This window comes from Sphingomonas abietis (genome assembly GCF_027625475.1).
In the GTDB taxonomy this organism is placed as follows: Bacteria; Pseudomonadota; Alphaproteobacteria; order Sphingomonadales; family Sphingomonadaceae; genus Solisphingomonas; species Solisphingomonas abietis.
Window position 1 is genome coordinate 842,008 of sequence record NZ_CP115174.1, and the last position, 25,740, is coordinate 867,747.

Below are 25,740 nucleotides of genomic sequence, written 5' to 3' on the forward strand. Positions count from 1 at the left end.
AACGATACTATCTGCGCGGGCAGATATTTCTGGGGCAGCGCTCAATGGCGGTTCTCACTCTCGACGATTGCTCGGCAAATCGGTCGCCCGGCAGGCTCTTCCGGCGGATCGACAAGCTGATGTCCGGCTATATCGAGTCGCGTTTCGATGCGCTCGCTATCAGCTTCATGCAATGGATCGCGCTCAAGATCGTGCGCGAGGGCAAGGCGACGACGGCCGGCGAGCTGGCACGGGAGCTGGCCATCACGACGGGCGCCACCACGCGGATGATCGATGTGCTGGAGGGGCATGGGCTGCTCGTCCGCGATCGCGGCGGCGCGGATCGGCGGGTGGTGCATCTCGCGCTCACGCCGGCCGGCGCAGAGGCGGTCGGCGCGCTCCAGCATCACGTCGTTGACGCATGGAATGAGGTATTGGCGGATTTCGATCAGTCCGAGATCGATTTCGTCATCGCAAGTCTCGTTCGTGTTCTGGCCGCCGCAGAGCGCGTGGTCGGTGCGGACGCTTACAAGGAGGCAACGGAATGAAGCGCGGGGGAATGAAGCGCGTGATCGCCTATCCGGCCCTGGCGGCGATGCTGCTGGCCGGTTGCGCGGCGGTCCCCAAGGAGGGGCCGCAGGTGGCGCAGGTGCAGGATGGCACCATCGGGTTGAGCAGCCAGACTGCCACGATCGGGGCCGATTGGTGGAGCGCGTTCGGCGATCCCCAGCTCGATCGGCTGATCGAAACCGGGCTGGCGGGCAATCCGTCGCTCGCCGGGGCTCTGGCCCGCGTCCGTGCGGCGCAGGCGCAGATCGAGGCCGAACATGCCGGGCTGCTGCCCCAGATCAAGGGTGGCGCGCAGCTCAATCGCGGGCGGATCGGGGACCAGTTCCTGCCGGCGCCGATCGGCGGCAGCGACGTGAACATCGCGATCGCGGACGCCACGCTCGGCTGGGATCTCGATCTGTTCGGGCGCCAGCATTCGGCAGTGCGGCAGGCGGCGGCCTCGGCCGAGGCGGTGCGGCTCGATGCGGCGGCGGCACGGCTCGCCATCGCGGTGTCGATCGCGCAGACCTATGTCGGCATGGCGCGGGCCGAGCGGCTGATTCAGGTCGCCGACGGCTTCGTCCAGACCCGTCAGCGCGCGCTCGGCTTCGCCCGTTCGCGGGTCAAGAACCAGCTCGGCAGCCAGTTCGACACCCAGCAGGCCGAGACCCTGCTCGCCCAGGCGCAGCAGGCGCGCACCCAGGCGGTGCAGCAGCGCGACGTGCTGATCCACGCCATCGCCGCGCTGGTCGGGCGCGGGGCGGATTTCTATCCGCAGGTCGCGACGCCGACGCTCGTGCTCGATCATGCGCCGGCGGTGCCGCAGCTGCTGCCCGCCGATCTGCTCGGCCGCCGGCCGGATCTGCTCGCCGGGCAGGCGCGGATCGATGCCGCCGTGCAGGGCCGCAAGGTCGCGCGGGCGTCGTTCCTGCCCGATGTCAGCATTTCGGCGCTGGCCGGGCTGACCTCGATCGGGTTGGGCGGCTTCTTCACCGGCGGCGCCTTCTCCTACAGCGCCGGCCCCGCGCTTAGCCTGCCGATCTTCGAGGGCGGCAAGCTGCGTGCGCAATATCGCACCGCCACCGCCGATCTCGACGGTGCGGTCGCCGACTACGACAATGATGTGCTGGGCGCGGTGCGCGAGGCATCGGATGCGATCACCAACGTGCGCGCGTCCGACGAAGCGCTCGCCGAACAGGGCCGCGTCGTGCAGGGCCTGCGCGATACCGTGCGGCTCGATCAGGTGCGCGTCCGCACCGGGCTTGGCTCGCAGCTCGACTCGATCGATTCGGGCTTCCGCCTGCTCCAGGCCGAGCAGGATCTCGTCGGTCTGCAGGCCGACGCGCTGACCCGCCGCGTCCAGCTGATCGCCGCTTTGGGCGGCGGCTTCGATCCCACCAGGCCGCTCGCCGCGGCTCCCGTTCCGGACACCAAGTCATGACCGATAACAACTCGCCCCTCGACAGGGAGGACAGCATGGCCACAAACGACGCCACCCCGACCGCAGCGCAGACCGCCGCGATGGCCCGGCCCGACGTGCCGCCGCCGCCGCCGGCGCCGCCGAAAAACCGGGCGCGCCGCACCGGCTTCCTGATCCTCGGGCTCGTTCTGCTGGTCGCAGCGATCGTCTATGGCGTCATGCTGCTGCTCGCGCCGCCGAGCGAGGAAACCGACGACTCCTATGTCGGCGGCAACGTCGTCGCGATCACCGCGCGCGAAGGCGGCACCGTGCTCGCGCTCCATGCCGACAACACCCAGGCGGTGAAGGCAGGCGATCCGCTGATCGACCTCGATCCGGCGACGGAGCAGGTCCAGCTCGCCTCGGCCGAGGCCGATCTCGGCCGGGCGGTGCGGATGTTCCGCTCCAACAACTCGTCGGTCGACGAGGCGCAGGCGGAAATCGCGACCGCGCAGGCCGACGTCCAGCGCGCGCAGAATGATTTCACCCGCCGCCAGGCCGCCGCCAAGGACGGCGCGGTCTCGGGCGAGGAAGTGAGCCATGCCGCCGACGCGCTGACCACCGCGCGGGCGTCGCTGAACCTCGCGCAGGCCAAGCGCGCGCAGGCATCGAGCGTGGTGCAGGGCACCAGCGTGTCCGACAACCCGGCGGTGCTCGCCGCGATCGCCAATGTGCGGCGCGCCGCGATCAGCCTCGCCTACATGCACATCAGCGCGCCGGTGAGCGGCGTCGTCGCCCAGCGCACCGTCCAGCTCGGCCAGCGCGTCGCCCCCGGTACGCCGCTGATGGCGGTGGTGCCGCTCGACAGCCTGTGGGTCGAGGCCAACTTCCGCGAGACCCAGCTCCAGCATCTGCGGGTCGGCCAGCCGGCCACGATCCGCGCCGACGTCTATGGCAAGGCGGTGACCTTCCACGGCAAGCTGCTCGGCCTCGGCGCCGGCTCGGGTAACGCCTTCTCGCTGCTGCCGCCGCAGAACGCATCGGGCAACTGGATCAAGATCGTCCAGCGCGTCCCGGTGCGCATCGCGCTCGATCCCAACGAGCTGCGCCGCAATCCGCTGCGCGTCGGCCTCTCGGTGGACGCGACGGTCGATACCTCGGTGCGGAGCGGCCCGATGGTGGCGAGCGCCACGGCGCCTGCCGGCGGCGTCCAGCAGAGCATCGACGGCGGCCCGCAGGTCGAGGCCCGGATCCGCCAGATCATCGCCGAGAACATGGGACGCGGCCGGTGAGCGGGCCTCGGGCGGGCGGGGGGGCGGCCGCACCGGCGGTGCCTGCCCCGCTCGCCGGGATCGCGCTCGCCATCACCGCGCTGGCGCTGGCGCTCGGCACCTTCATGCAGGTGCTGGACGGCACCATCGCCAACGTCTCGCTGCCCACGATCGCCGGCAATCTCGGCGTATCGACCGACAACGGCACTTGGGTGATCACCAGCTTCGCCTGCGCCAACGGCGTGACGGTGCCGCTGACCGGCTGGCTGATGGCCCGCTTCGGCGTGGTCCGCACCTTCTGCGTCTCGGTGCTGGCGTTCACCCTCACCTCGCTGCTGTGCGGGATCGCCTGGAGCCTGCCGTCGCTGATCATCTTCCGCCTGCTGCAGGGCGCCTGTTCGGGGCCGATGATTCCCGGCAGCCAGGCGCTGCTGATCTCGATCTTTCCGGCACACAAGCGCGGCACCGCGCTGTCGATCTGGTCGATGACCACGCTCACCGCGCCGGTGCTCGGCCCGGTGCTGGGCGGCTATATCTCGGACAATTACCACTGGGGCTGGATCTTCCTGATCAACGTGCCGGTGGGCCTGATCGCCGCGGCGATCAGCTGGCGCTCGCTCAAGACCCGCGAGACGCCGACCCGCAAGATGCCGATCGATACCGTCGGCCTGATCCTGCTCGCCTTCTGGGTGTTCAGCCTGCAGACCATGCTGGACCTCGGCAAGGATCGCGATTGGTTCAACAATCCGATGATCGTGGTGCTGACGATCTTCGCGGTCGTGGGCTTCGTGGCATGGATGATCTGGGAGCTGACCGACAAGCAGCCGGCCGTCGATCTGACGCTGTTCAAGGAGCGCAACTTCAGCTTCGGCGTGCTCGCCTTGTGCCTAGGCTATGCGTTGCTGTTCGCCAACAACCTGCTGCTGCCTTTGTGGCTCCAGGAATATATGGGCTATACGGCGACATGGGCCGGGCTCGTCGCGGCGCCGTCCGGCATGGTGGCGGTGGCGATGACGCCGTTCATCGGCAGGATGGCGGGCGTCGATGCGCGCTGGCTGGCGACGGCGGCGTTCATCTCCTACGCCGGCTCCTTCTTCATGCGGTCGCATTACACGCCCGATGCGAGTTTCTGGACGCTGACCTTCCCGCTGCTGTTGCAGGGCGTGGCGATGAGCACCTTCTTCGTGCCCTTGCTCAACATCACGTTCGACGGCATCGCGCCGCAGCGCCTGCCGTCGGCCAGCGGCATCTCGAACTTCGCGCGCATCACCGCGGGCAGTTTCGCGGCGTCGATCATCACGACTTACTGGGATCGCCGCGAGGCGCTGCACCAGACCCGGCTGGTGGAGGGCGCGAACGACTTCTCGCCAATCTACCAGCAGGCGACCCAGCAGTTGCAGGCGGCGGGCATGAGCCCGTTGCAGGCGGCAGGATCGGTGATGCGGCAGGTGATCGATCAGGCCTATCTGCTGAGCTCGATCGAACTGTTCTGGATCTGCGGCTGGATGGCGGTGGTGATGATCCCCGTGGTCTGGATGTGCCGTCGCCCGGCGCCGAGCAAGGTGGTCCACGCGGCGGATTAAGAGGGTATCGAGCATTTCACGAGAACCGTTCGTCCCGAGCGACATCGAGGGACAGGATGCAGGCGCAGCCTGTGAAGCGCCTACCTCGACTTCGCTCGGCACGAACGGTTCTGATCCAGCGCTTGATGCGCCCCGAGATCATCCGGCGGAGCGGCCATGCCGCCGCCGGGTGCGGCACCGGCCCGCTCATCCCCCTCCCCGGAGCGGGCCGGTGCATGATTTCACGCGACGAGGGGGATTACGCGAAGCGCCGCGCGGCCTCCGCAATGGCATCGTAGATCCGATCGAGATCGGCCTCGTCGATGCAGTAAGGCGGCATGACGTAGACATTATTGCCCATCGGGCGGACCAGCAGGTCGCGATCGCGGAAATGCGCCGCCAGCGCCGGGCCGATGCCGGCGAGATAGCCTTCGCCGCCGCCGATCTCGCACGCCGCGATGGTGCCCAGCAGGCGGGGGTTGCGGACGCCCTCCAGCGCGAAGATCCGCTCCGCCTGCCGGGCGGCGAGGGTGGCGATGCGGTGTCGCACCGGCTCCTCGCGCCACACCGCCAGATTGGCGAGGGCTGCCGCGCAGGCGATCGGATTGGCGGTGTAGCTGGACGAGTGGAAGAACATCTTCGCCTTGTCGGTCGAGAGATGCGCGTCGAAGATCTCGGCGGTCGCCATCGTCACCGCCAGCGGGATCGCGCCGCCGGTCAGCCCCTTGGAGAGGCAGAGGATATCCGGCACCACATCGGCCTGCTCGCACGCCAGCAGCGTGCCGGTGCGGCCCCAGCCGGTCATCACCTCGTCGGCGATGAACAGCACGCCATGGCGGCCGCAGATCGCGCGCATCTCCGCCAGCACGGCGGCGGAGTAGAACAGCATCCCGCCGGCGCCCAGCACCAGCGGCTCGACGATCAGCGCGGCCGGCCTGTCGCGGCACGCCGCCTCCAGCGCGTCGAGCGTCGCCCGGCCATCGCCGGTCGGAAAGGGCAGGGTGCCGACGTCGAACAGCAGCGGCGTATAGGCCTGGTTGTAGACCCCGCGCGCACCGACTGACATGCCGCCGATCGTGTCACCATGATAGCCATGCTCCAGCGTCAGGATGCGGTGGCGCGGCTCGCCCCGGTTGAGCCAGTAACCCAACGCCATCTTGAGCGCGACCTCGACCGAGGTGGAACCCGAATCCGAATAGAAGACATGCTGCAGCGGCGCGGGCATGATTTCGGTCAGGCCGCGCGCGAGCGCCTCGGCGGGCTCATGGGTCCAGCCCGCGAAGATGATCTGATCGAGCCTCTCGGCCTGATCGCGGATCGCGGCGACGATGCGCGGATGGCGGTGGCCATGCGTCGTCACCCACCAGGACGAGATCGCATCGATGATCCGCCGCCCGTCGCTGGTGTAGAGCGCGGCGCCCTCGGCGCGCTCGACCAGCGGGATCGGCTCGTTCAGCCCATGCTGGGTGAAGGGATGCCAGACCGGCGAGGTCATCGGAAATCCTCCAACCGGAAATGCGCGGCAAAGGCAGCGGCGAGGCGGTCGGCATCGAGCGGATCGAGTATCGGCAGCCGCCCGAGCCGCTTCACCCCGGCGATCGCGCAGATCGTCGCTTCGTTGTCCTCGTTCGCCTCGCCGACGAAGGCGACGCCGAGGATCGGCACGGCGCGGGCGCGCAGCGCCTCGATCGAGAGCAGGCTGTGGTTGATCGTGCCGAGCCCGGTGCGCGCCACCAGCACCACCGGCAGCGCCCAGCGCGCGAACAGATCGGCATAGAGCAGGGTGCGCGTCACCGGCACCAGCACGCCGCCGGCGCCCTCGATGATCAGTGGATCGTCGGCAGGCGGCACGAGCCGCGCCGGATCGATCGCCACGCCGTCCAGCTCGGCGGCGCGGTGGGGGGAGAGCGGCTCGGTCAGCCGATAGGCTTCGGGCAGGATGCGGGTGACGCCCAATGTCGCGACCGTCTCGCCATCGGCGCCGTCGAGCAGGCCGGACTGGATCGGCTTCCAGTAGGTCGCGCCGAGCGCGCGGGTGAGGGCGGCGGCGAACACGGTCTTGCCGATGCCGGTGTCGGTGCCGGTGACGACGATACGGCTCATGCGGGGCGGCTCATGCGGAAATGCTCCGGGTAGAAAGGGGGCCGGCGAGGCCGGTGGCGACGACGTAGCTCGCCACGCTCCCCATGGCCTCGAAACGGCGCATGACCGCGCGCAGGTCGCGCGGGCCGAGCGGGCGGTGGCCGGGGCGGGGCACGCCGGCGCCGATCCCTTTCACCGCGCGGAGAAAGTCGCGGGCATCGCGATGGGCCATCGGGATCGTCTCCATCGCGATCGTGAGCCCCGGCGCGGCCAGCGCCTCGGCAGAAGGGTAGTCGCGCGTTCCCGCCGGCCGATCGCCATGGGCATCGCGCCATTCGCGGAAGCTGCCCTCGGCCAGCGTGGTGAAGGCGAGGACGCCGTGCGGGGCGAGCAGCCCGCGCAGCCGGTCGATCGCTGCCGGCAGATCGGCGAACCACTGGAAGGCGAGGCTGGAGCAGATCAGGTCGAACGGCCCTGAGACGTCGGGGCGTTCGCCGTCCATCACTGCGAAGTCGATCGTCTCGCGCCCGGCGAAGCGCTGCCGGGCGCGGTCGAGCATGGCGGGGGAGAGGTCGGTCATCAGCCAGCGGGCATCGGGCAACCGATCGGCCAGCGCCACGCCGAGCAGGCCGGTGCCGCACCCGATTTCGAGGATGCGGGGCTGCGGCGGTAGCGGCAGGGCGGCGATGCGATCGGCGAGGCGATCGACCACCAGCCGCTGCACGGCGGCGTGCGCGTCATAGTCGGCCGCCCGGCCGAAGGAGGCGGCGACGCTCACGCCACGAACGCCCGGATGCGATCGGCGCACCAGGTGGGATGGGTCAGCGGCAGCAGATGGCCGCCGTCCGCCACTGTGTCGCGCGGCGCGCCGGCGAACACCGTCTCGCGCATCGCGGCGGGCAGCAGCGGATCCATCCCGCCATGCAGGACCAGCGTGCGGGGCCTCGATGCTGCGCGGCGATCGGCCTCGGCGAGGATCTGGAGATCGGTGGCGAGCCTTGCAGCATCGATGCTTTGCGGCGCAGCATCGGCGCCGATGCGGAGGCGGAAATCGGCCAGCACCGCGGCAGGATGCTCGGCGAAGCGGCGGCGCATCCGTTCCACCACGCGGGGCGGCACCGCGTCGTCTCCGGCGAAGCGATCAAAGCCGTTGATCGCGATATGACCGATCGCAGCGGGCAGGTCCGCCATCATCAGCGCGCCGAGCGAATGGCCGACGGCGACGAACGGACCATCCGGCGGCCGATCCGCCGGCGCACCGAAATAGCCGCGATCCACCGCCCATGTCTCATAGTCCGGCAGCGCCGCGCGCACGCCGTCCCACAGTGCAGCATCGAGGCCCCAGCCGTGCAGCATGACCAGCCTCGGCGTCATCGCATCATCCGCGCGATGATCGCATCGGCGAGGCGGTCTATATCCGCGCGCGCATGGGTCGCGCGCAGTGCGAGGCGCAGGCGGCTGGTGCCGGGCGGCACCGTCGGCGGGCGGATCGCGGCGGCGAGCAGTCCGTCGCCGGCCAGCGCCGCAGCCAGCGCCAGCGCATCCTCCGCCGCGCCGACGATGGCGGGTACGATCTGGGTCGAGCTGTCCGCGGTGTCGATCCCGGCATCCGCCAGCCGGCCGCGCAGATGCGCGCCATGATCGGCGAGCCGTGCGCGCTCCGCATCCATGCCGGGCACCAGATCGAGCGCGGCGTCGATCGCGCCGAGCATCGCCGGCGGCGGCGCGGTCGAGAAGATGAAGCCCCCGCAGGCATTGACCAGATAGTCGATCAGCCGCCGCGATCCGGCGACATAGGCGCCGAAGCCGCCCATCGCCTTGCTGAAGGTGCCCATCACCAGGTTGGCGCCCGGATGCGCCGCCGACAGGCCGCGCCCCTGCGGCCCGAGCACGCCGGTGGCATGGGCCTCGTCCACATAGAGGAAGGCATCGTGCGCGCGGGCGAGCGCGACCAGCGCCGCGATGTCCGCCCGATCGCCGTCCATGCTGAACACGCTTTCGGTGGCGATCAACTTCGGGGCGTCCCCCGTGGCGCCGTCGAGCAGTTCGGCCAGATGGTCGAGGTCGTTGTGGCGGAAGCGGAGCTGGCGATGGCCGGCGGCACCGGCGTGGAGGCTGGCATGGATCAGCCGATCGGTGAACAGATGGATGCCCGGTGCGGCCTTGAGCAGGGCGGCGAGCACCGCGGCGTTGCAATGCCAGCCCGAGGGGAACAGCAAGGCCGCCTCGGTGCCCTTGAAGGCCGCGATCTTCGCCTCGACGGCGAGGTGGGCGGCGTGCGTGCCCGTCACCAGCCGCGATGCGCCCGCACCGGCGCCATGCTGTGCCGCCCATGCGCCGGCCCGCTCGATCAGCAGCGGGTGCTGGGCGAGGCCGAGATAGTCGTTGCTGGAGAAATCGATCAACGTCGCGCCGTCGCGTTGCAGGCGGCCACGCGGTGCCAGCGCCGCCGCGGCGAGGTGTCGGCGCTCATGCCGTGCGTCGATCCGCTCCAGCGCGGCGGCGAGGAAGATGTCGAGGGCTGCCATCGTCGCGGGCGCCTCTAGCGCGAAGCGGGGTGGCGCGTCACCCTCCGTGCATCCATGGATGTCGCGCATGGCCATCGGGGATAGGCCCGGCTTGGTGCTTGCGCCGTCGATTTATATGATTATTCCACGCGCAAACCCAACTCTCAAGCCCGCCTTCCCCAGCCCGATCGAGGAGAGATCGACATGCAGTGCATCTGGCCGCTCGCCGCAACGCTGGGCGAAGGCCCCATGTGGGATGCACGCCGGGGCGTGCTGTGGTTCGTGGATATCAAGCAGGGCCGCGTCCATCGCCTAGATCCGGCGACCGGCGATCGTGGCACGATCGAGGTGGGCGGCATGCCCTGCTTTGTGTTGCCGGCGGACGATGGCGGCTATGTGCTGGGCAACGGCCATGACCTGTTCCGTTTCGACGGCGAGAAAGTGACCGGCCGGATCGGTGGTGTCGCCATGCCCGCTGCCAACCGCTTCAACGATGCCACCGTCGATCCCAAGGGGCGCATCTGGTTCGGATCGATGGACAATGACGAGAATGCGGAAAGCGGCGCGCTCCATGTCCATGATGCCGGCGCGATCCATGTCGCCGGCGGCGAATGCTGCATTACCAACGGGCCGGCGGTGAGCGGCGACGGGCGCTGGCTCTATCATGTCGATACGATCGGCGGAGTGATCTGGCGCTTCGACATTGCCGAGGCGCCGCTGCTTCGCGACGGCACCGTCTTCGCCCGGATCGACCCCAAGGACGGCAATCCGGACGGCATCATCATCGATGCCGAGGATCATGTCTGGGCGGGCCTGTGGGGCGGCTGGTCGGTGCGTCGCTATGCGCCGGACGGGGCGTTGGTACAGACCGTCGAGTTTCCGGTCGCCAACGTCACCAAGCTGGCATTCGGCGGGCCGGATCTGAAGACTGTCTATGCCACCACCGCGCGCCAGGGGCTCGATGACGCGCAGCTGGCGGCGCAGCCGCTGGCCGGCGGCCTGTTCAGCTTCCGCGTCGATGTGCCCGGCGTGGTGCTGCCCGAGGCGCGGCTGTGACGATCCTCGGCGACTGGGGGACGACTCGGCTGCGGCTGTTCCGGCTGGAAGGCGGCGCGGTGGTCGATCGTCTCGTCGGCCCCGGCATCGGCCAGATCACCAGCTCGCCGGCCGCCACCTTCGCCGCGACGATCGCGCCGTGGCAGGCGGCGGCGCGGGGCGGGGGCGTGCTGCTCTGCGGCATGGCGGGGTCGCGCAACGGCGTGGTCGAGGCGCCTTATGCCTCATGCCCGGCCGATCCGGCGGCATGGGCCGGCGCAACCCAAAGCGTGGAGATCGACGGCATCCGCGTCACCATCGCGCCGGGCCTCAGCGGCGCCAACTTCGCCGGCCGCGCCGATGTGATGCGCGGCGAGGAGACCCAGATCTTCGGCGCCGTCGCGCTCGATCCGGCGCTGGCGCAAGGGCGGCACCTGCTGGTGCTGCCGGGCACCCACAGCAAATGGGTCGAGCTGATCGACGGCCGCGTCGCCCGCTTCCACACCTTCATGACCGGCGAGATGTTCGCCCTGCTGCGCGATCATTCGACGCTCGGCCGTGCCGGCGCCGATGTCGCCGGGCGCGACGAGGGCTTTGTCGACGGTCTCGCGAGGGCCGGCACCGGCCTGCTGGCCAGCCTGTTCGAGGCGCGCGCCGCCCAGCTGATCGAGGGGCGCAGCCATGGCTGGGCGATGGGGCTGATGTCCGGCCTGCTGATCGGCGGCGAATTCGCCGAGGCGCTGGCGCTGGCCGGCGATGCGCCGGACAAGATCACGCTGATCGGCGACCCGGCGCTGTCGGATATCTATGCGCAGGCGGCCGCCGCCCATGGCCTCGCCACGGTGCGGCTGGATGGCGATGCCTGCGTGATCGCGGGGTTGCGGCGGCTGGCCGCCCACCTCACATCGACAGAAGCAGGATCGGGAGAAGCATGATGCGCGTGGACGATATCCTGGCCGAAGGCGCCCCGCCGATCGTCGCGATCCTGCGCGGCGTGAAGCCCGATGAGGTGGTCGCGATCGGCGAGGCGCTGATCGAGGCGGGCATCCGGCTGATCGAGGTGCCGCTGAACTCGCCCGATCCGATCGAGGGCATCCGCCGGCTGGTGGAAGCCTGTGGCGATCGCGCCTTGTGCGGCGCCGGCACCGTGCTCGACGTCGACGCGATCGAGGCCGTCGCCGGCGTCGGCGGGCGGCTGATCGTCACGCCCAACACCGATATCGCGGTGATCGCGCGCGCCGTGGCGCTCGGGCTGGAGCCGATGCCCGGCTTCGCGACGCCGAGCGAGGCGTTCGCGGCGGTGAAGGCGGGGGCGACGCGGCTCAAGCTGTTCCCGGCGACGGGGTTTGGCACCGGCTATCTCAAGGCGATCCGCGAAGTGCTGCCGGCCGGCACGAAGACATGGGCGGTCGGCGGCACCGGTGCCGCCAATTTCGCCGAATGGGTGGCGGCGGGCGCCGAGGGCATCGGCGTCGGCGGCGCGGTCTACAAGCCGGGCGACAGCGCCGCGACGGTGGCTGAGAAGGCGCGGGCGCTGGTCGAGGCGTGGCGGGTTGCCGAAACACGTTCAGCATGACGGCTCAAGGCGACACGATCCTCTTACATTCCTCCCATGCTCGTGCGTAGGCAGGAGCCCAGGTGAAGAGCTGCAACATTTGCGGCTCTGGGCTCCTGCTTTCGCAGGAGCACGGGACGGCCGAATGGTGGTCCATCGACTTTCGGATAAGTGCGGCGTCGAATTCGACGCACTCCCGTGCTCCTGCCATGTGATCTGGACGACCGGCCGAGCCCGGTGCGCCGCCGTCGGCGGCTTGCGGCCTTCTCTCCGGAGCCGCCGCCATCCCCTTGATGTCTCAGGAAGGCGTGCCGGAGGCGTGCGGGGGGCGGCTTGCCGCGCCTTCGCACAGGTGCTAGCACGGTCGATGGGTGCCGTCGAGCGGCCTATCCTGGACAGGATGATCGCGCGTGCCGCCCCGAGGCCGGCGCCGCTTTGGGCGGCCGGTGACTTAGGTTGACGTCGCTCATGTCGCATTTCCTTTCCCGCTCCGATCGCTCGACAGGCGATGCGGCTGCGTGGAACGAGCGCCCGGCCCCGAGAGCCCGGCATGCGATGGCGACGGCTGCACCATATTCTGTTTTTTTTCATGCGGTCCCCAGGCGCCAGGCGCTGGCAGGATCGCTTTTCCACATGGCAATATCGGCGCATCCGCACCCGCCCAAGGACGGCGGCCGGCGCGCCCGGAGAATGATTGATGACAACGCGCATGCTGATCGACGCGCGCCACCCGGAAGAGACGCGGGTCGCAGTCGCACAAGGTAATCGGATCGAAGAGTTCGATTTCGAATCCGCCGAACGCAAGCAGCTCAAGGGCAATATCTACCTCGCGAAGGTGACGCGCGTGGAGCCTTCGCTCCAGGCCGCCTTCATCGAGTTCGGCGGCAATCGCCACGGCTTCCTGGCCTTCTCGGAAATCCACCCGGATTACTACCAGATTCCCAAGGAGGATCGCGACGCGCTGCTGCGCGAGGAGCAGGAAGACGCCGAGGCGCTCGCCGCCGAGGACGATGATCATTTCGACGACGACGATCATGAGGATGGCGATTACGAAGCCTCCGCGCATGACATCGACGAAGCCTCGATCGAGCGCCTCGACACCGATGGCGGCCCCGAGCATTTCGATGCGGCGGAAGATCATGCGCATGACGACGGCGAAGAGGGCGATGCGCCCAAGGCCGCCAAGTCGGCCGGCCGCGGCGGCGATGGCGATCATGTCGAGGCGCTGCGCAAGCGTCGCCAGAATCTGCGCCGCCGCTACAAGATCCAGGACGTCATCCGCCGCCGCCAGGTGCTGCTGGTGCAGGTCGTCAAGGAGGAGCGCGGCAACAAGGGGGCGGCGCTGACCACCTATTTGTCGCTCGCCGGTCGCTATTGCGTGCTGATGCCCAACACCTCGCATGGCGGCGGCATCTCGCGCAAGATCAGCAACGTCGCCGATCGCAAGCGGCTGAAGTCGATCATGGCGGAGATGAAGCTGCCGCGCACGATGGGCTGCATCGTGCGGACCGCCGGCCTCAGCCGCACCAAGGTCGAGATCAAGCGCGACTTCGATTATCTCGCCCGGCTGTGGGACGGGATTCGCGACAACACGCTGCAATCCGATGCGCCGGCGCTGATCTACGAGGATTCGAACCTCATCAAGCGCGCCATCCGCGACATCTATTCGCGCGAGATCGACGAGGTGATCGTCGAGGGCGAGGCGGGCTACCGCACCAGCCGCGAATATATGAAGCTGCTGATGCCGAGCCACGCCAAGAAGGTGCGGCCCTATGTCGATCCGGTGCCGCTGTTCCAGCGCTTCGGGGTCGAGGATCAGCTCACCGCGATGTACCAGCCGGTCGTCCAGCTGAAGTCGGGCGGCTATCTGGTGATCAACCCGACCGAGGCCTTGGTCTCGATCGACATCAACTCGGGCCGTTCCACCCGCGAGCATAATATCGAGCAGACCGCGACCGCGACCAATCTGGAAGCGGCGCACGAGATCGCCCGCCAGCTGCGCCTGCGCGACATGGCCGGCCTCGTCGTCATCGACTTCATCGACATGGAGAACAACTCCAACGTCCGTAAGGTCGAGAAGGCGATGAAGGAGGCGCTGAAGAATGATCGCGCCCGCATCCAGGTCGGCCGAATCTCGTCCTTCGGCCTGATGGAGATGAGCCGCCAGCGCCTGCGCACCGGCGTGCTCGAAGCCTCCACCCGCGTCTGCCCGCATTGCGAAGGCACCGGCTTCGTCCGCACCGCCTCGTCGGCCGGCCTGTCGGCGCTGCGCCTGCTCGAGGAAGCCGCCGCGCGCGGCAAGGGCACCTATCTCACGCTGCGTGCCAGCCGCGAGGCGACCATCTACGTGCTCAACCGCAAGCGCGCCGAGATCAGCGAGATCGAGGATCGCTACGGCGTCCAGATCGAGGTGATGCCCGATCATCATGACGAGGGCGCGCGGATGACCGTGGACATCTCCGGCCCGCCGCCGACGCAGATGCCCAAGCTCGCGCCGATGCCCGAGCCCGATCCCGACGACGACCTCATCGACGAGATCGAGGACGAGGAGGACGAGGAGATCGCCGCCGAGGAGGAGCAGGAGGATCGCGAAGAGCGTTCCGAGCGCGCCCCCCGCGAAGAGCGTGGCGAGGGTGAAGGCCGCGGCCGTCGTCGTCGTCGCCGCCGCCGTGGCGGTCGCCGCGAGGATGGCCAGCCCGAGGGCGAGGCCGGTGAAGCGACCGAGGGCGAAGCCGCCGAGGAAGAGGGCGCCGAGCCGGTCGGGGCCGCCGACACGTCCGAGCCGGGCGAACAGGACGAGCATGACGAGGGCGGCCGTGAGAACGGCGCCGAGAGCGAGGGCACCCGTCGCCGTCGCCGTCGCGGTCGTCGCGGTGGTCGTCGTCGTGAGAGTGGCGAGGCGCTGGTCGTCGATGCCGGCGATGTCGGCCCGAGCACGACCGATGTCGCGGATGTCGCCGAAGCCGTGTCCGAGCAGCCGGCCGTGGCCGAGCCGGTCGAAGCCGCGCCCGAAGCGATCGAACCGGTCGCCAAGCCCAAGACCCGCCGTCGCCCGCGCGCCCGCGCGTCCGATGCGGCGGTCGAGGCGGCACCGGTGACGGAAGCCGTGGTGGCGGAAGCGCCCGTGGCAGAGCCTGCCGCCGAGGAGCCGGTGGCGCCGAAGCCGAAGGCGCGCCGCTCGCGCAAGAAGGTCGAGGCGGCGCCCGTCGCCGAGGCCGCGGAGCCCGTGGTCGCCGTCGAGGAGGCCGCACCGGCCGCCGAGGATGCGCCGAAGCCGAAGGCGCGCCGCACCCGCAAGAAGGCGACCCCGGCTGTCGAGGCCGAGGCCGAGGCGCCGGTGACGGCCCCGATCGACGCCGCAGCCGAGCCGGCCGCGGAGCCGGCCGGCGAGGAAGAGACCGGCGAAGAGTCGGACGGTTCGCCCCGTCGCGGCTGGTGGCAGCGCACCTTCGGCGCCTGAGCCTCCGGATGTGACGGTTCGTGCCGCTTCCTCGGTATCTGCCCGCCGGGCTCGCCTTCATGGCGGGTTCAGCGGGCAGCGCCGAGGGAGCGGCATGGCCCTCTGTTACCGGACCTGACCCTTGCCCGATCGCATCCCCATGGGAACCGCCCGTCATAGCCGGGGCGGCCAGCGCGGCATGAGGCGGCACTTCGCCGCCATCGGCCGCTTCCTCACATTGCTGCTGCTGAGCCTGCTCGTCGCCGGCCGGCCGGTGCTGGCGCAGGACAGCGACCCCCAGATCCTGCGCGATACCGAGACCGAGGCGTTTCTCGCCGATATCGCCGCGCCGATGGCGAAGTCCGCCGGGCTGGCGCCGGGCGCCCTCCAGGTCGTGGTGATCGCCGATCCCGAGATCAACGCCTTCGTGGCGGGCGGGCAGACGATCTACATCAATTCCGGCCTGATCCTCGCCGCCGACAACGCCAATGAGGTGGAAGGCGTGATCGCCCACGAGCTCGGCCATATCGAGGGCGGCCACGTTCCGCTCCAGAATCAGGGCACGCGCCCGGCCGGGCGCATCCTGCTGCTGTCGCTCCTCGCCGGGATCGCGGCGGCGGCGGCGGGTGCGCCCGGCGCCGGCCTCGCCGCATTCGGGGCCGGCTCGACGATCGCGCAGAGCCATGTGCTCGCCTTCAGCCGCGCCGACGAGGGCAGCGCCGATGCCTCCGCCGTCCGCCATCTCAACGACGCGCATCTCTCCGGCAAGGGGATGATCAGTTTCTTCGGCAAGCTCAAGCAGGAGGAATATCGCCTCACGCCGGCCGACTATACGATCGATCCTTATGCCCAGACTCACCCGATGACCGCGGATCGCGAGGCGGCGCTGGATGCCGATCTCGAAAAATCGCCTTGGTGGAACGCGCCGCAGGATCCCGCCAAGCAGGCCCGTTTCCTGCGCGTGAAGGCCAAGCTCGCCGGTTATGTGCAGGATCCGATCACGACCCTGCGCAAGATGCCGGAGAGCGACCAGTCGGTGCCCGCGCATTATGCCCGCGCCTATGCGTGGCATCGCGCCGCCTATCCGGACAAGGCCGATGCCGAAGCCGATGCCCTGCTCCGCACTGCGCCGCTCGACCCTTATTTCAACGAGTTGAAGGGCCAGATCCTGCTCGAGAACGGCCATCCCAAGGAGGCGCTGGCGCCGTTGCGGATCGCGGTCGCGCAATCGCATCAGGCGCCGTTGATCTCGGCCCTGTTCGGGCAGGCGCTGATCGCCACCGACGATCCCGCCAACTTCGCCGAAGCCGAGACGGTGCTGAAGGTCTCGGTCGACAAGGATCGCGAAGACCCGCTCGCCTGGTATGCGCTCGGCGCGGTCTATGCCCAGCGCGGCGACGAGCCCCATGCCGCGCTCGCCGCCGCCGAACGCTATGCGATGAACGGCGAGGACGCACTCGCCCGCACCAACGCCGAACGCGCGCTGCTCGGTCTCAAGACCGGCACCCGCGACTATCTGCGCGCGGAGGACATCGCAGTCACCTCGCGCAACAACATGGACAGCAGGTACGGCAAGAAGAAATGAGCATCGGTTGGAAACGAGCGGCGGGCGGCCTCGGCGCGGCAGCCCTGGGAGCGATCGCCACGGTCGCGGTGATGAGCGGCAGCGGCCATGGCGGTCACGGTGGCGCGCCCGATCCGGCGGCGACCGGCGCGATCGTGCGCAGCTATATCCTCGATCATCCCGAGATCATCCCCGAGGCGATGGGCCGCTTGCAGGACCAGCAGACCGCCCAGGCGATCGCCGCCAACCGCGCGCAGATCGAGGCGCCGTTCGCGGGCGCCTTCGCCGGCAATCCCAAGGGCGACGTCACTCTGGTCGAATATTTCGATTATGCCTGCGGCTATTGCCGGCAGAGCGTGGCGGATGTCGATCGGCTGGTGGCCAGCGATCCCAAGCTCCGCGTCGTCTACAAGGAATTGCCGGTGCTGGACGGCGCGATCAGCGACAGGGCGGCGCAGATCAGCCTGGTCGCGGCCAAGGCCGGCAAGTTCGGCGCCTATCACCACGCGGTCTATAACGGCACCGGCCCGCTCTCCGACGCACGCATGGACGCGGCGGCGAAGGCGGTGGGCGTCGACACCGCCGGCCTGGACAGCGCCGATATCGTCAACGAGATCAACGCCAACCTCACCACCGGCAAGAGCCTCCACATGTCCGGCACGCCGACCTTCGTGGTGGGCGACCAGCTGCTCTCCGGCGCGGTGGGCTATGATGCGCTGAAGGAGGCGGTGGACAAGGCGCGGGCCGCGAAGACGGCGTGAGAGGGCATTTAGGCGGGGACTAACGGCGTCCCTGTCGGCCGGCGTCGGGCATGCCGGGTCCATTGTGGACGGCTCGATCCTGCCGTCCCAAGCCTGCTTACGCCGCGCCGGCCGGGACGTCGCGCAGAAGCAGCCGAGACCCGACCTCGACGATCGCGCGGATCGCCGGGAGCAGTTCGCGTCCCAGCGGGGTCAGCTCATATTCGACCGTCGGGGGCGACGTCGGCATCACAGTCCGCGTCAATACGCCACGCTGCTCGAGGTCGCGTAACCTGCTCGTGATGACCTTGGCCGAAATGAACGGACAGTCCCGGCGAAGCTCGGAGAAGCGGCGCGCGCCTTCGCTGAGAGCCCAGAGCAATTCGGGCGTCCACAGCCCGCCAAGCAAGCCCATGCATTTCGACATCGGGCAACCCGGCAGCGCCTGAACCTTGCTTCTGAGCTTCAGTACCATCGGCCCGTCTCCTTCGGCTGGTTTCCGGTTGGTAACCGGAAACGACACGTAACCCCAGGTTAGGAAGTTTCCAAGAGTAACCTCTCGGGATATGACGCGAGGGACCGATCGGCACATCTTTCCGGCGGCCTTTTCTCTAAGCCGGGGCGGATCGTCCCCCCTAAGTTGGAAGCAGACACACCATGCAGGTTCTCGTTCTCCAAACCAGTCTTCGTGGCGCCGATTCGGCGAGCCGCGCGCTCGTCGATACCTATCTGAACACGCTTCAGGCCCATCATCGCGATGTGACGATCACGGTTCGCGATCTCGCGAGCCAGCCGATTCCGCATCTCCCCGCGGCACTGATACCGGTGCAGCTCGGTTTGAGCGAAGGTGCCGATGAATCCGCCGCGCTGGCGGAAGAATTGATCGTCGAACTGGAACGGGCCGACATCGTCGTGATCGGCGTAGCATTCTACAATTTCATGATCTCGTCGTCGTTGAAGGCGTGGTCCGATTATGTCGTGCGGGTGCGCCGCACGTTCGTCTATGGCGCCGAAGGGCCGATCGGGCTTCTCCCCGCAGGCAAGAAGGTCATCGCGTTCATGGCCAGTGGCGGCGTCTACAGCGCCGGGCCGGCCGCCGCGATGGACCTTGCCATCCCCTATCTGCGCACGATCTTCGGCTTCATCGGAATCACCGACGTCGAGGTGGTGCGCGCCGAAGCGCAGGCCGATCCCACCGCCGGCCCGGTGGCTCTGGACAGGGCTCTGGAGGCGGCCAGGCTGTTTGCCTGACCCGGCACCCGAAGCGATGCATCGAACTGCGGCGACCGGAGGGGGATGAATCGATAGTCGGGGTTTGTCCGCATCTTGGCCGTTCGCCCGGAGCGTGTCGAAGCCTGCCCTGAGTGCCGGCCCTGGCGGGCCGTCGAAGGGGACCGTCCTTCCAGCATGGCAGAAGATGCCAGGACGGTGCTTCGATACGTTCAGCCCGAACGGATCGTGACGACCGGCCCGGAATGTCGATGCGCCCGCGCCTCGGGACGGCGGTGCAAAAGGCGGGGCAGAAGCCCTGGCGATGTCCGCCTTACGACATGATGGGCGCGTGAACGGCATGGGCCGGGCCGGACGATGCTTCGTCTCGCGGGCGCCCGCGGACGGGTTTTCATCTCGAACAGGCCGAGCAAGTCGACGCCTGCCGTCCGCTTCGGGTCATGCTGTTCACGTCGATGAAGGCGGTGCGTCATGGTCGCGGCGTCTTGGCGCGGCCCCATTCGCGGACCACCGTATAGCCGAGATAGCCGGTGCCGAAGAGCGCATAGAGCGGCTCGGGTATGGCGTTCAGATAGGCGGCGAAGGCACGGGTGCAGACCGCTGCGGTGTCCGGACTGGCCGCGGCGATCGCCGCCATCGGGAAGGCGCCGAGCAGCAGCCCGTACATCACATAGAGGAAGGCCGGGCGGGCGCGGCTGGTGAAGGGATCGGCGGAGAGATCCTCGATGTCCAGCGGCGTGCCCACGGGCGGAGGAGAGGGGGCATCGGCCATCAGCCGATCCGGTTCGCGAGCCAGCCGTAGAGAAACGCTTCGTCGGCCGGCCGGGCCTCCGCCAGCGCGACATAGCGCTCACCCTGCAGCGCATCGAGCGCCTTCACCAATATGGTTTCTCCGGCAACCCCGCGCACACGCAGGAAGGCCTTGAGCGCGGTGAGGGCGGCGGCATCGATCACGCCGGCGGCGGCGATGTCGGGATAGTCGGCGCCGTTGCGGTTGAGCGCATTGAGCGCACGCCGCAGGAAGCCGGCAGCGGTGCCGGTGCCCATGTTCGCGCCGGTATCGAACAATTCGGCCGCCACCTTCGGCGCCAGCGCAGCGATGCCGTCGAGTCCCGGCTTGGTCCAGTAATCCGCACGATAGATGGCGTTGGCGGTGGCGAGCGGCAGCCGGGCCATGTCGCCTGCATAGCCGTGCGCACGGGCGACGGCCTGGGTGATGCCGTAGCGGGTCGGCCCGCCTCTGTCGGCCGGGTGCGTCACATAGCCGCCCTCGCGGGCGATCAGTTCGTCGATCAGCGGTGTCGGGTCCATCGGCTCTGCTCCAGTGGGGCGAGCCGAATCATATAACCATAAAGGTTCATGTAGGAAAATGTTTTTTGCGCGGCGAGCCCAAAAAACGCTCGCGAAAAGGGCCGCCGCGATGATCTCACGGTGGCCCCCTTCGGGCTGTCACGCGACGAAACGGTTCGGGCGGGCCGCCAGGCGCCCCTCAGGCGACCTGCGCGGCGCCGATTTCTTGCGGATCGCGTAGCACATAGCCGCGGCCCCACACGGTCTCGATATAATTCTCGCCTTCGCAGGCGAGCGACAATTTCTTCCGCAGCTTGCAGATGAACACGTCGATGATCTTGAGCTCGGGTTCGTCCATGCCGCCATAGAGATGGTTCAGGAACATCTCCTTAGTCAGCGTGGTGCCCTTGCGAAGCGAGAGCAGCTCCAGCATCGCATATTCCTTGCCGGTGAGATGCACGCGGCTGCTGTCGACCTCGACCGTCTTGGCGTCGAGATTGACCTGGAGCTTGCCGGTCTTGATGACCGACTGCGAATGGCCCTTGGAGCGGCGGACGATCGCATGGATGCGGGCGACCAGCTCTTCGCGGTGGAAGGGTTTCACGACATAGTCGTCGGCGCCGAAGCCGAGCGCGCGGACCTTGCTGTCCATCTCGGACACGCCGGAGAGGATCAGCACCGGCGTCTGCACCTTGGCGACGCGGAGCTTCTTGAGCACGTCATAGCCGTGCATGTCGGGCAGGTTGAGATCGAGGCAGATGATGTCGTAGTCATACAGCTTGCCGAGATCCAAGCCCTCCTCACCGAGATCGGTGGTGTAGGTGTTGAAGCCCTCGGCGCCGAGCATCAGCTCGATCGCCTTCGCCGTGGTAGGATCATCTTCGATCAGGAGCACGCGCATCGTCTGTCCATCCCCGTCAGCCCGGCCACGCGGTCACCGCGCCAGCCTTCCGTTACGTTTACGGGTATGAAAGAAAAAGGTTAACGGGGCGTAAAGATCAAACGAATCCTTTACGCGACGAGCCGGGCAGCCGTTGCGCTATGGCACGCAAGCGTGGCACGGAAGCCACATGCTGACAGACCATATTCTCTTCATCGACGCCGAGGCGATCGTGATCGACAAGCCGGCGGGCCTGCCGGTGGACACGCCGCGCGATGGCTCGCCGAGTGTGGAGACTGCGCGCGAATCCTTGCTTTTCGGTTTCCAGCGGCCGCCGCTGGCGGTGCATCGTCTCGATCGCGACACCTCGGGCTGCCTGCTGCTCGCGCGCAACCCGCGCGCCCACAAGCGCTTCGCCGCCGCGTTCGAGGCGGGGCTGGCGGACAAGACCTATCTGGCCGTGCTGGACGGGGTGCCGGCGGACGAGGGCGGCCGAATCGCGCTGGCGCTGTCCAAATATTCGACGCGGGCCGATGGCTGGCGGATGGTGCCCGACGCCAGGGGCAAGGCGGCGACCACCGATTGGCGGGTGCTGGGCGTGGCGGACGGCCGTGCGCTGGTCGAGTTCCGGCCGCAGACCGGGCGCACCCACCAGCTGCGCGTCCATGCCGCCGAAGGGATCGGCATCCCGATCCTCGGCGATCCGGTCTATGGGCAGGGCGGCAAGGAAGGGGCGTCGATGATGATGCTTCATGCCGTGCGGCTGGGCCTGCCGCGCGATCCCCATCCGGCGATCGCCGCCGAGGCGCCGCTGCCGCCGAGCTTCGCGCCGTGGGCGAGCCTGCTCGATGCCGACGCCTGACCTCTATGTGATCCCCGAGGACGCGATCGAGGAGCGCTTCCTCGCCGCGACCGGGCCGGGCGGCCAGAATGTCAACAAGGTCGCCACCGCGGTGCAGATGCGGGTCGACATCTACGCACTCGGCCTGCCGCCGGCGGTGTTCCAGCGGCTCAAGGGGCTGGCCGGATCGAAATGGGTGGAGGGCGGCTCGATCCTCGTCACCGCGCGCAGCCACCGGACCCGCGAGGCCAATCGCGAGGATGCGCGGGAGCGGGTGGGGGCGCTGATCGCCAAGGCGTTCGTGCGGCCCGAGCGGCGGATCAAGACCAAGCCGACCAAGGCGTCGAAGGAACGTCGCCTCACCGCCAAGTCGAGCCGCTCCGGCGTCAAGGCCGGGCGGGGCCGGGTATCGATGGATTGAGAGGGATCGGATGACCCAGATGAGGATGAGTGCCGGGTGGATGCTCGCGGCGGGCGCGCTGGCGCTGGCCGGATGCCACCATGATGCGGACAAAGCCGGAGCGGGGGCCGCCAATACGGCGGTGACGAACGCCGCCGCGCAGCTGGCGCCGGCCGTCCCCGTCGGGTCCGCCACATCAACGCCAACGCCAAACCCGACGCCGCCGACGCTGGCGGATGCGGCGACCTTCGCCCCGCTCGGCTCCAACGCGGTCAAGGACGCCATTCACCGTGCGCTCCGCACCGGCCAGACCCAGCGCTGGCAGGATGGCGAACTCAGCGGCTATGCGGTGCCCAGCACGACGGCCGACGCCCATGGTTGCCGCACGGTGCGCTACACGGTCGACCAGTTGCGCGATGCCGCGCCCCGATCGATCAACGCCTGCGAAGGATAAGGGCCGGGAATAAGCGCAGGGGATAGCCGAACGTCTTTGCCGGCCCTATCTGTCCGGCTCGATCCTGCGGAGCCTGCCATGTTCGATTTCAAGCCCGACGCCGATGCCAATGCCGCCATGGCCTGGGCCGATCTCCACTCGGCGGTGGACGGCGTCACGTCGGGCGAGCGCGATGCGATCGCCAACATGGCCAATGTCGCCTCGCTGCTGTGGGAACTGATCCCGGACCTCAACTGGGCGGGCTTCTACCGGATGATCGACGGCGAGCTGGTGCTCGGGCCGTTCCACGGCCGCGCCGCCTGCATCCGCATCGCGCTGGGCGCGGGCGTCTGCGGTACGGCGGCGGCGACCGGGGCGACCCAGCTGGTGGCGGACGTCCACGCCTTTCCCGGCCACATCGCCTGCGATGCCGCCTCGGCGTCGGAACTGGTGGTGCCGATCGTGATCGCCGGCCAGGTCGTGGCGGTGCTCGATCTCGACAGCCCGACCGTCGCGCGCTTCACCGCCGAGGATGCGGCCGGCGCCGAGCGGCTGTGCGCGCTGCTCGGCGAACGCCTCGCCGGCTGATCCAGATCGGGACTCGGCGTGAGTCTCCGTGCTTCCCGTGCCACCGGCGACGATGTTAAGACTTTCCCCGATCATGGTCTGCGCGCCCGTCCGGCGCCGGCAACGAGGGGATGGGACATGCGAGCATTGGGCATTCTGGCGGGAGCGGCGCTGCTGGCGCTGACGTCGGCGGCTGCGTCCGCAGCGGACGTGACCGGTACGACCGCCGGTGCCACCGCCGGCGTGCCGATGCAGGCCGGCAGCGCCTGGGGGCATGGTGGCGGCTGGCAGGGCGGCGCGCCGACCTCCGGTGACGGCTATGTGGCCGGCGGGGCGAATGCGGGTGGCGACATGGGGCCGCCCCCCGGTGCGTGGCACCATGCGCCGCCGCGCTGGAATGGCGGCGGCGATTATCAGCGGCCGGTGCGCGGCTGGAAGGTGCCCCGCCATTATCGCGACCGCGATTATGTCGTGAGCGACTGGAATGGCTGGGGTTTTGGCGAGCCGGGGCCGGGCATGAGCTGGATCCGTTATTATGACGATGCGCTGCTGGTCGATTCGGCCGGCCGCGTGGTCGATTGCCGCTATGGCGTGAACTGGGACGGCGGCTATCGCAGCGGCGGCGGCTATGCCGGCCGGCCGGGCTATGGCTATCCGCAGGGGCCGGGCGGCTATGGTCAGCCGGGCGGCTATCCGGGGCGGGGTGGCCCGCCGCCGGGCTATGGCTATCCGCAGCCGGGCACGACCACCTATCGCGCCGGGCCGAACACGACGGTCAGCACCACCGTCACCCCGCTCGGCGTGCCGGCGGTCTATGCGGCCGGCGGCTGTGGCGCCTGCGGCGGCACCGTCGTCTCGGTGACGCCGGGCATGGCGGTGACCACCACGACCACCACCGTGGATTACCAGACCGTCTACAAGTCGGTCGCGGTCAGGCGGAAGGCATGGAAGCGGCCCATCCGCCATTATCACCCGCGCTGCGTGCAAACGACCTGCGCGATCCAGGGCAGCTGAACGCCGCCCCTTCGGATATCCACTCCTCGACCTGCACCGTGCCGGGCGGCGCCCTCGGGGGTTCCAGGCGAATCAGGTTGAAGCTGTTCGGGGTCCGCCGCCGCCGCCAGGAGGTGGCGGTGCCGGCCTGGATGACCATCACGGCGGGATCGATCGACAGGGTCGGCCCGGCAATGCCCACCGCATGGGCATGATGATGGCCGGCGAGCACCAGATGCACGCCGGCCGCCTTCACCGCCTTCAGCGCGCGCCCGGCGCCGCGTAGGGCAGGCTCGATCTCGCCGTCTTCCGCTCCGGGCAACGGCACCAGCGGATGGTGCGTCACCAGCACGCGCTCCGCGCTGTTCGGCGCGGCGGCGAACTGTTCGCCGATCGAGCGGGCCTGGAGCGACGTCAATCGCCCGTCCTTCACGGTCAGGCCGTGGGCGGAGGTGAGGCCCAGCACCGCCAGCTCCGGATCGGCATACCAGGTGGAGCGCTCCTTCGCGATCAGGCGCTTGTAACGGCGGAGCGGCCAGAACAGTCGCTGCAACGGCTTGTGCATCGGCACGTCATGATTGCCCGGCACGACGAGCAGCCGCAGCCCCTCCGTCTCCAGCCGTTCGAGGAACAGCGCCGCTTCGGCGAACTGCTCCTTGCGGGCGCGCTGGGTGAGATCGCCCGACACCACCACCAGATCGGGCCGTATCGCGGCCAGCGCGGCGTGAAGATGGGCGACCACCATCGGCTTGTGCGCGCCGAAATGGAGATCCGAAATCTGGGCGATGGTTCGCATGGTGAAAGACATACGGGCGATGCCGGCAAGTGGTTCCGCGCGCGATATAATGGGCTCAGCCATGCGCCCCGCCGATCAGCTCAGCCGGTCGAGCGCCTCGTCGTCGAGCGAGCCGGGCACGATCATCACCGGGCAGGGCATCTGCCCTGCCTCGGCGCCGGCGAAATGGGCGACCAGCGGGCCGGGGCCGCCACTCGCCTGCGCGCCCAGCACCAGGGCGGCGGTGTTCGGCCGTTCCTCCAGCAGCGTGCGCACCGCCTTCACCGGATCGCCCTGCCGGATCGTGATTTCGGGTTTGACCCCCAGTTCCTCGACGATTTCGCCGGCGGCCTGGTGCAGCAGGGCCTCGGCGCCGAGCCGGGCCTCCTCGTCCAGCGCATCCTGCACGCCGGCCCATTGGACGAAGGGCACCGGCTCCACCACGGCGAGCATCTCGACACGCCCCTGCGTCTTGGCGGCGCGGCGTGCGGCGAAGCGGAGTGCGACGCGCGCTTCGGCGCTGCCGTCCAGCACGACGAGGTAGGTGCGGGGCTGGATATCGTCATTCATCAATCACGAGCCTGCGCTATGCATGCGCTTCACGCAAGCGACGCCTTGACCAGCGCTGTCCCAAGGCCGAAATGGGCAC

At 69.0% G+C, this 25,740-nt stretch carries 27 protein-coding genes; 16 read left to right on the forward strand and 11 right to left on the reverse strand.

From position 1 onward, the window contains the following. The first annotated feature begins 44 nt into the window (after nt 1-44). From PBT88_RS03940 to PBT88_RS03955, 4 genes are read left to right on the forward strand one after another with little or no spacing between them, the layout of a single operon-like run. A complete protein-coding gene (locus PBT88_RS03940; RefSeq protein ID WP_270077932.1) occupies nt 45-527 on the forward strand; it encodes a MarR family winged helix-turn-helix transcriptional regulator in 483 nt (160 codons plus the stop codon). Continuing rightward, entirely contained in the window at nt 524-1,969 is a 1,446-nt protein-coding gene (locus PBT88_RS03945; RefSeq protein WP_270077933.1) for an efflux transporter outer membrane subunit, read from the forward strand. The genes PBT88_RS03940 and PBT88_RS03945 overlap by 4 nt, the downstream gene beginning before the upstream one ends. Before the next feature lie 35 nt (nt 1,970-2,004). Next, nucleotides 2,005-3,219: an efflux RND transporter periplasmic adaptor subunit gene (locus tag PBT88_RS03950; RefSeq protein ID WP_407696511.1), complete on the forward strand. Its 1,215-nt coding sequence runs from the start codon at nt 2,005-2,007 to the stop codon at nt 3,217-3,219. Next, on the forward strand, nt 3,216-4,781 hold the full coding sequence (locus tag PBT88_RS03955; RefSeq protein ID WP_270077934.1) for a DHA2 family efflux MFS transporter permease subunit: 1,566 nt from the start codon (nt 3,216-3,218) through the stop codon (nt 4,779-4,781). Before PBT88_RS03950 ends, PBT88_RS03955 begins: the two co-directional genes overlap by 4 nt. A gap of 238 nt (nt 4,782-5,019) precedes the next feature. Here the strand turns inward: PBT88_RS03955 and PBT88_RS03960 are convergent, their stop codons facing one another. Genes PBT88_RS03960 through PBT88_RS03980 form a run of 5 tightly spaced genes read right to left on the reverse strand, consistent with a single transcriptional unit; the run spans nt 5,020 to nt 9,370 of the window. Continuing rightward, nucleotides 5,020-6,255: an adenosylmethionine--8-amino-7-oxononanoate transaminase gene (locus tag PBT88_RS03960; protein ID WP_270077935.1), complete on the reverse strand. Its 1,236-nt coding sequence runs from the start codon at nt 6,253-6,255 to the stop codon at nt 5,020-5,022. Further along, nucleotides 6,252-6,863 (reverse strand): dethiobiotin synthase, encoded by a 612-nt coding sequence (gene bioD / locus PBT88_RS03965; RefSeq protein ID WP_270077936.1) that lies wholly within the window; start codon nt 6,861-6,863, stop codon nt 6,252-6,254. Before bioD ends, PBT88_RS03960 begins: the two co-directional genes overlap by 4 nt. A 10-nt stretch (nt 6,864-6,873) precedes the next feature. After that, a complete protein-coding gene (locus PBT88_RS03970) occupies nt 6,874-7,620 on the reverse strand; it encodes a methyltransferase (protein ID WP_270077937.1) in 747 nt (248 codons plus the stop codon). Continuing rightward, nucleotides 7,617-8,216 (reverse strand): alpha/beta fold hydrolase, encoded by a 600-nt coding sequence (locus tag PBT88_RS03975; RefSeq protein WP_270077938.1) that lies wholly within the window; start codon nt 8,214-8,216, stop codon nt 7,617-7,619. Before PBT88_RS03975 ends, PBT88_RS03970 begins: the two co-directional genes overlap by 4 nt. Beyond that, nucleotides 8,213-9,370 (reverse strand): aminotransferase class I/II-fold pyridoxal phosphate-dependent enzyme, encoded by a 1,158-nt coding sequence (locus PBT88_RS03980; protein ID WP_270079168.1) that lies wholly within the window; start codon nt 9,368-9,370, stop codon nt 8,213-8,215. Before PBT88_RS03980 ends, PBT88_RS03975 begins: the two co-directional genes overlap by 4 nt. A gap of 183 nt (nt 9,371-9,553) precedes the next feature. Here PBT88_RS03980 and PBT88_RS03985 point away from each other — a divergent pair, with 183 nt between their 5' ends. The 6 genes from PBT88_RS03985 (at nt 9,554) to PBT88_RS04010 (ending at nt 17,703) form a co-directional block, all read left to right on the forward strand. After that, on the forward strand, nt 9,554-10,405 hold the full coding sequence (locus tag PBT88_RS03985; protein ID WP_270077939.1) for an SMP-30/gluconolactonase/LRE family protein: 852 nt from the start codon (nt 9,554-9,556) through the stop codon (nt 10,403-10,405). Beyond that, complete coding sequence (locus tag PBT88_RS03990) at nt 10,402-11,319, forward strand: 2-dehydro-3-deoxygalactonokinase (RefSeq protein ID WP_270077940.1); 918 nt, start codon at nt 10,402-10,404, stop codon at nt 11,317-11,319. Before PBT88_RS03985 ends, PBT88_RS03990 begins: the two co-directional genes overlap by 4 nt. After that, nucleotides 11,319-11,960 (forward strand): 2-dehydro-3-deoxy-6-phosphogalactonate aldolase, encoded by a 642-nt coding sequence (locus tag PBT88_RS03995; RefSeq protein WP_270077941.1) that lies wholly within the window; start codon nt 11,319-11,321, stop codon nt 11,958-11,960. The genes PBT88_RS03990 and PBT88_RS03995 overlap by 1 nt, the downstream gene beginning before the upstream one ends. A gap of 676 nt (nt 11,961-12,636) precedes the next feature. Beyond that, nucleotides 12,637-15,399: an Rne/Rng family ribonuclease gene (locus PBT88_RS04000; protein ID WP_270077942.1), complete on the forward strand. Its 2,763-nt coding sequence runs from the start codon at nt 12,637-12,639 to the stop codon at nt 15,397-15,399. Nucleotides 15,400-15,577: 178 nt separating this feature from the next. Continuing rightward, complete coding sequence (locus tag PBT88_RS04005; RefSeq protein ID WP_407696551.1) at nt 15,578-16,963, forward strand: M48 family metalloprotease; 1,386 nt, start codon at nt 15,578-15,580, stop codon at nt 16,961-16,963. After that, nucleotides 16,960-17,703, forward strand: a complete 744-nt coding sequence (locus tag PBT88_RS04010; RefSeq protein WP_270077944.1) for a DsbA family protein — start codon at nt 16,960-16,962, stop codon at nt 17,701-17,703. Before PBT88_RS04005 ends, PBT88_RS04010 begins: the two co-directional genes overlap by 4 nt. Before the next feature lie 97 nt (nt 17,704-17,800). Here PBT88_RS04010 and PBT88_RS04015 read toward each other — a convergent pair whose 3' ends face one another. Then, nucleotides 17,801-18,157 (reverse strand): winged helix-turn-helix transcriptional regulator, encoded by a 357-nt coding sequence (locus PBT88_RS04015; protein ID WP_270077945.1) that lies wholly within the window; start codon nt 18,155-18,157, stop codon nt 17,801-17,803. A 182-nt stretch (nt 18,158-18,339) separates the two neighbouring features. Between PBT88_RS04015 and PBT88_RS04020 the strand changes: the two genes are divergently transcribed. After that, nucleotides 18,340-18,933 (forward strand): FMN-dependent NADH-azoreductase, encoded by a 594-nt coding sequence (locus tag PBT88_RS04020; RefSeq protein WP_270077946.1) that lies wholly within the window; start codon nt 18,340-18,342, stop codon nt 18,931-18,933. 448 nt (nt 18,934-19,381) lie between these two features. Here PBT88_RS04020 and PBT88_RS04025 read toward each other — a convergent pair whose 3' ends face one another. The 3 genes from PBT88_RS04025 to ctrA all read right to left on the reverse strand — a co-directional run bounded on the left by PBT88_RS04025 (nt 19,382) and on the right by ctrA (nt 21,103). After that, nucleotides 19,382-19,684, reverse strand: a complete 303-nt coding sequence (locus tag PBT88_RS04025) for a 3TM-type holin (RefSeq protein WP_270077947.1) — start codon at nt 19,682-19,684, stop codon at nt 19,382-19,384. Further along, the gene (locus tag PBT88_RS04030; RefSeq protein WP_270077948.1) at nt 19,684-20,223 is read right to left on the reverse strand and encodes a glycoside hydrolase family 108 protein; all 540 of its coding nucleotides are present in this window, start codon (nt 20,221-20,223) and stop codon (nt 19,684-19,686) included. The genes PBT88_RS04025 and PBT88_RS04030 overlap by 1 nt, the downstream gene beginning before the upstream one ends. Before the next feature lie 178 nt (nt 20,224-20,401). Next, complete coding sequence (gene ctrA, locus PBT88_RS04035) at nt 20,402-21,103, reverse strand: response regulator transcription factor CtrA (RefSeq protein ID WP_270077949.1); 702 nt, start codon at nt 21,101-21,103, stop codon at nt 20,402-20,404. 169 nt (nt 21,104-21,272) lie between these two features. Here ctrA and PBT88_RS04040 point away from each other — a divergent pair, with 169 nt between their 5' ends. The 5 genes from PBT88_RS04040 (at nt 21,273) to PBT88_RS04060 (ending at nt 24,337) form a co-directional block, all read left to right on the forward strand. After that, complete coding sequence (locus tag PBT88_RS04040) at nt 21,273-21,944, forward strand: RluA family pseudouridine synthase (protein ID WP_270077950.1); 672 nt, start codon at nt 21,273-21,275, stop codon at nt 21,942-21,944. Continuing rightward, nucleotides 21,931-22,344 (forward strand): alternative ribosome rescue aminoacyl-tRNA hydrolase ArfB, encoded by a 414-nt coding sequence (arfB, locus tag PBT88_RS04045; RefSeq protein WP_270077951.1) that lies wholly within the window; start codon nt 21,931-21,933, stop codon nt 22,342-22,344. The genes PBT88_RS04040 and arfB overlap by 14 nt, the downstream gene beginning before the upstream one ends. 19 nt (nt 22,345-22,363) lie before the next feature. Continuing rightward, nucleotides 22,364-22,777, forward strand: a complete 414-nt coding sequence (locus tag PBT88_RS04050) for a hypothetical protein (RefSeq protein ID WP_270077952.1) — start codon at nt 22,364-22,366, stop codon at nt 22,775-22,777. Between the two features lie 78 nt (nt 22,778-22,855). Beyond that, complete coding sequence (locus PBT88_RS04055; RefSeq protein ID WP_270077953.1) at nt 22,856-23,344, forward strand: GAF domain-containing protein; 489 nt, start codon at nt 22,856-22,858, stop codon at nt 23,342-23,344. Nucleotides 23,345-23,461: 117 nt separating this feature from the next. Continuing rightward, on the forward strand, nt 23,462-24,337 hold the full coding sequence (locus tag PBT88_RS04060; protein WP_270077954.1) for an RcnB family protein: 876 nt from the start codon (nt 23,462-23,464) through the stop codon (nt 24,335-24,337). Here the strand turns inward: PBT88_RS04060 and PBT88_RS04065 are convergent. Together PBT88_RS04065 and PBT88_RS04070 are read right to left on the reverse strand one after the other, a co-directional pair. Further along, complete coding sequence (locus PBT88_RS04065; protein WP_270077955.1) at nt 24,255-25,112, reverse strand: metallophosphoesterase family protein; 858 nt, start codon at nt 25,110-25,112, stop codon at nt 24,255-24,257. The genes PBT88_RS04060 and PBT88_RS04065 overlap by 83 nt on opposite strands. Before the next feature lie 75 nt (nt 25,113-25,187). After that, nucleotides 25,188-25,661, reverse strand: a complete 474-nt coding sequence (locus PBT88_RS04070; RefSeq protein WP_270077956.1) for a universal stress protein — start codon at nt 25,659-25,661, stop codon at nt 25,188-25,190. Nucleotides 25,662-25,740 lie beyond the last annotated feature (79 nt).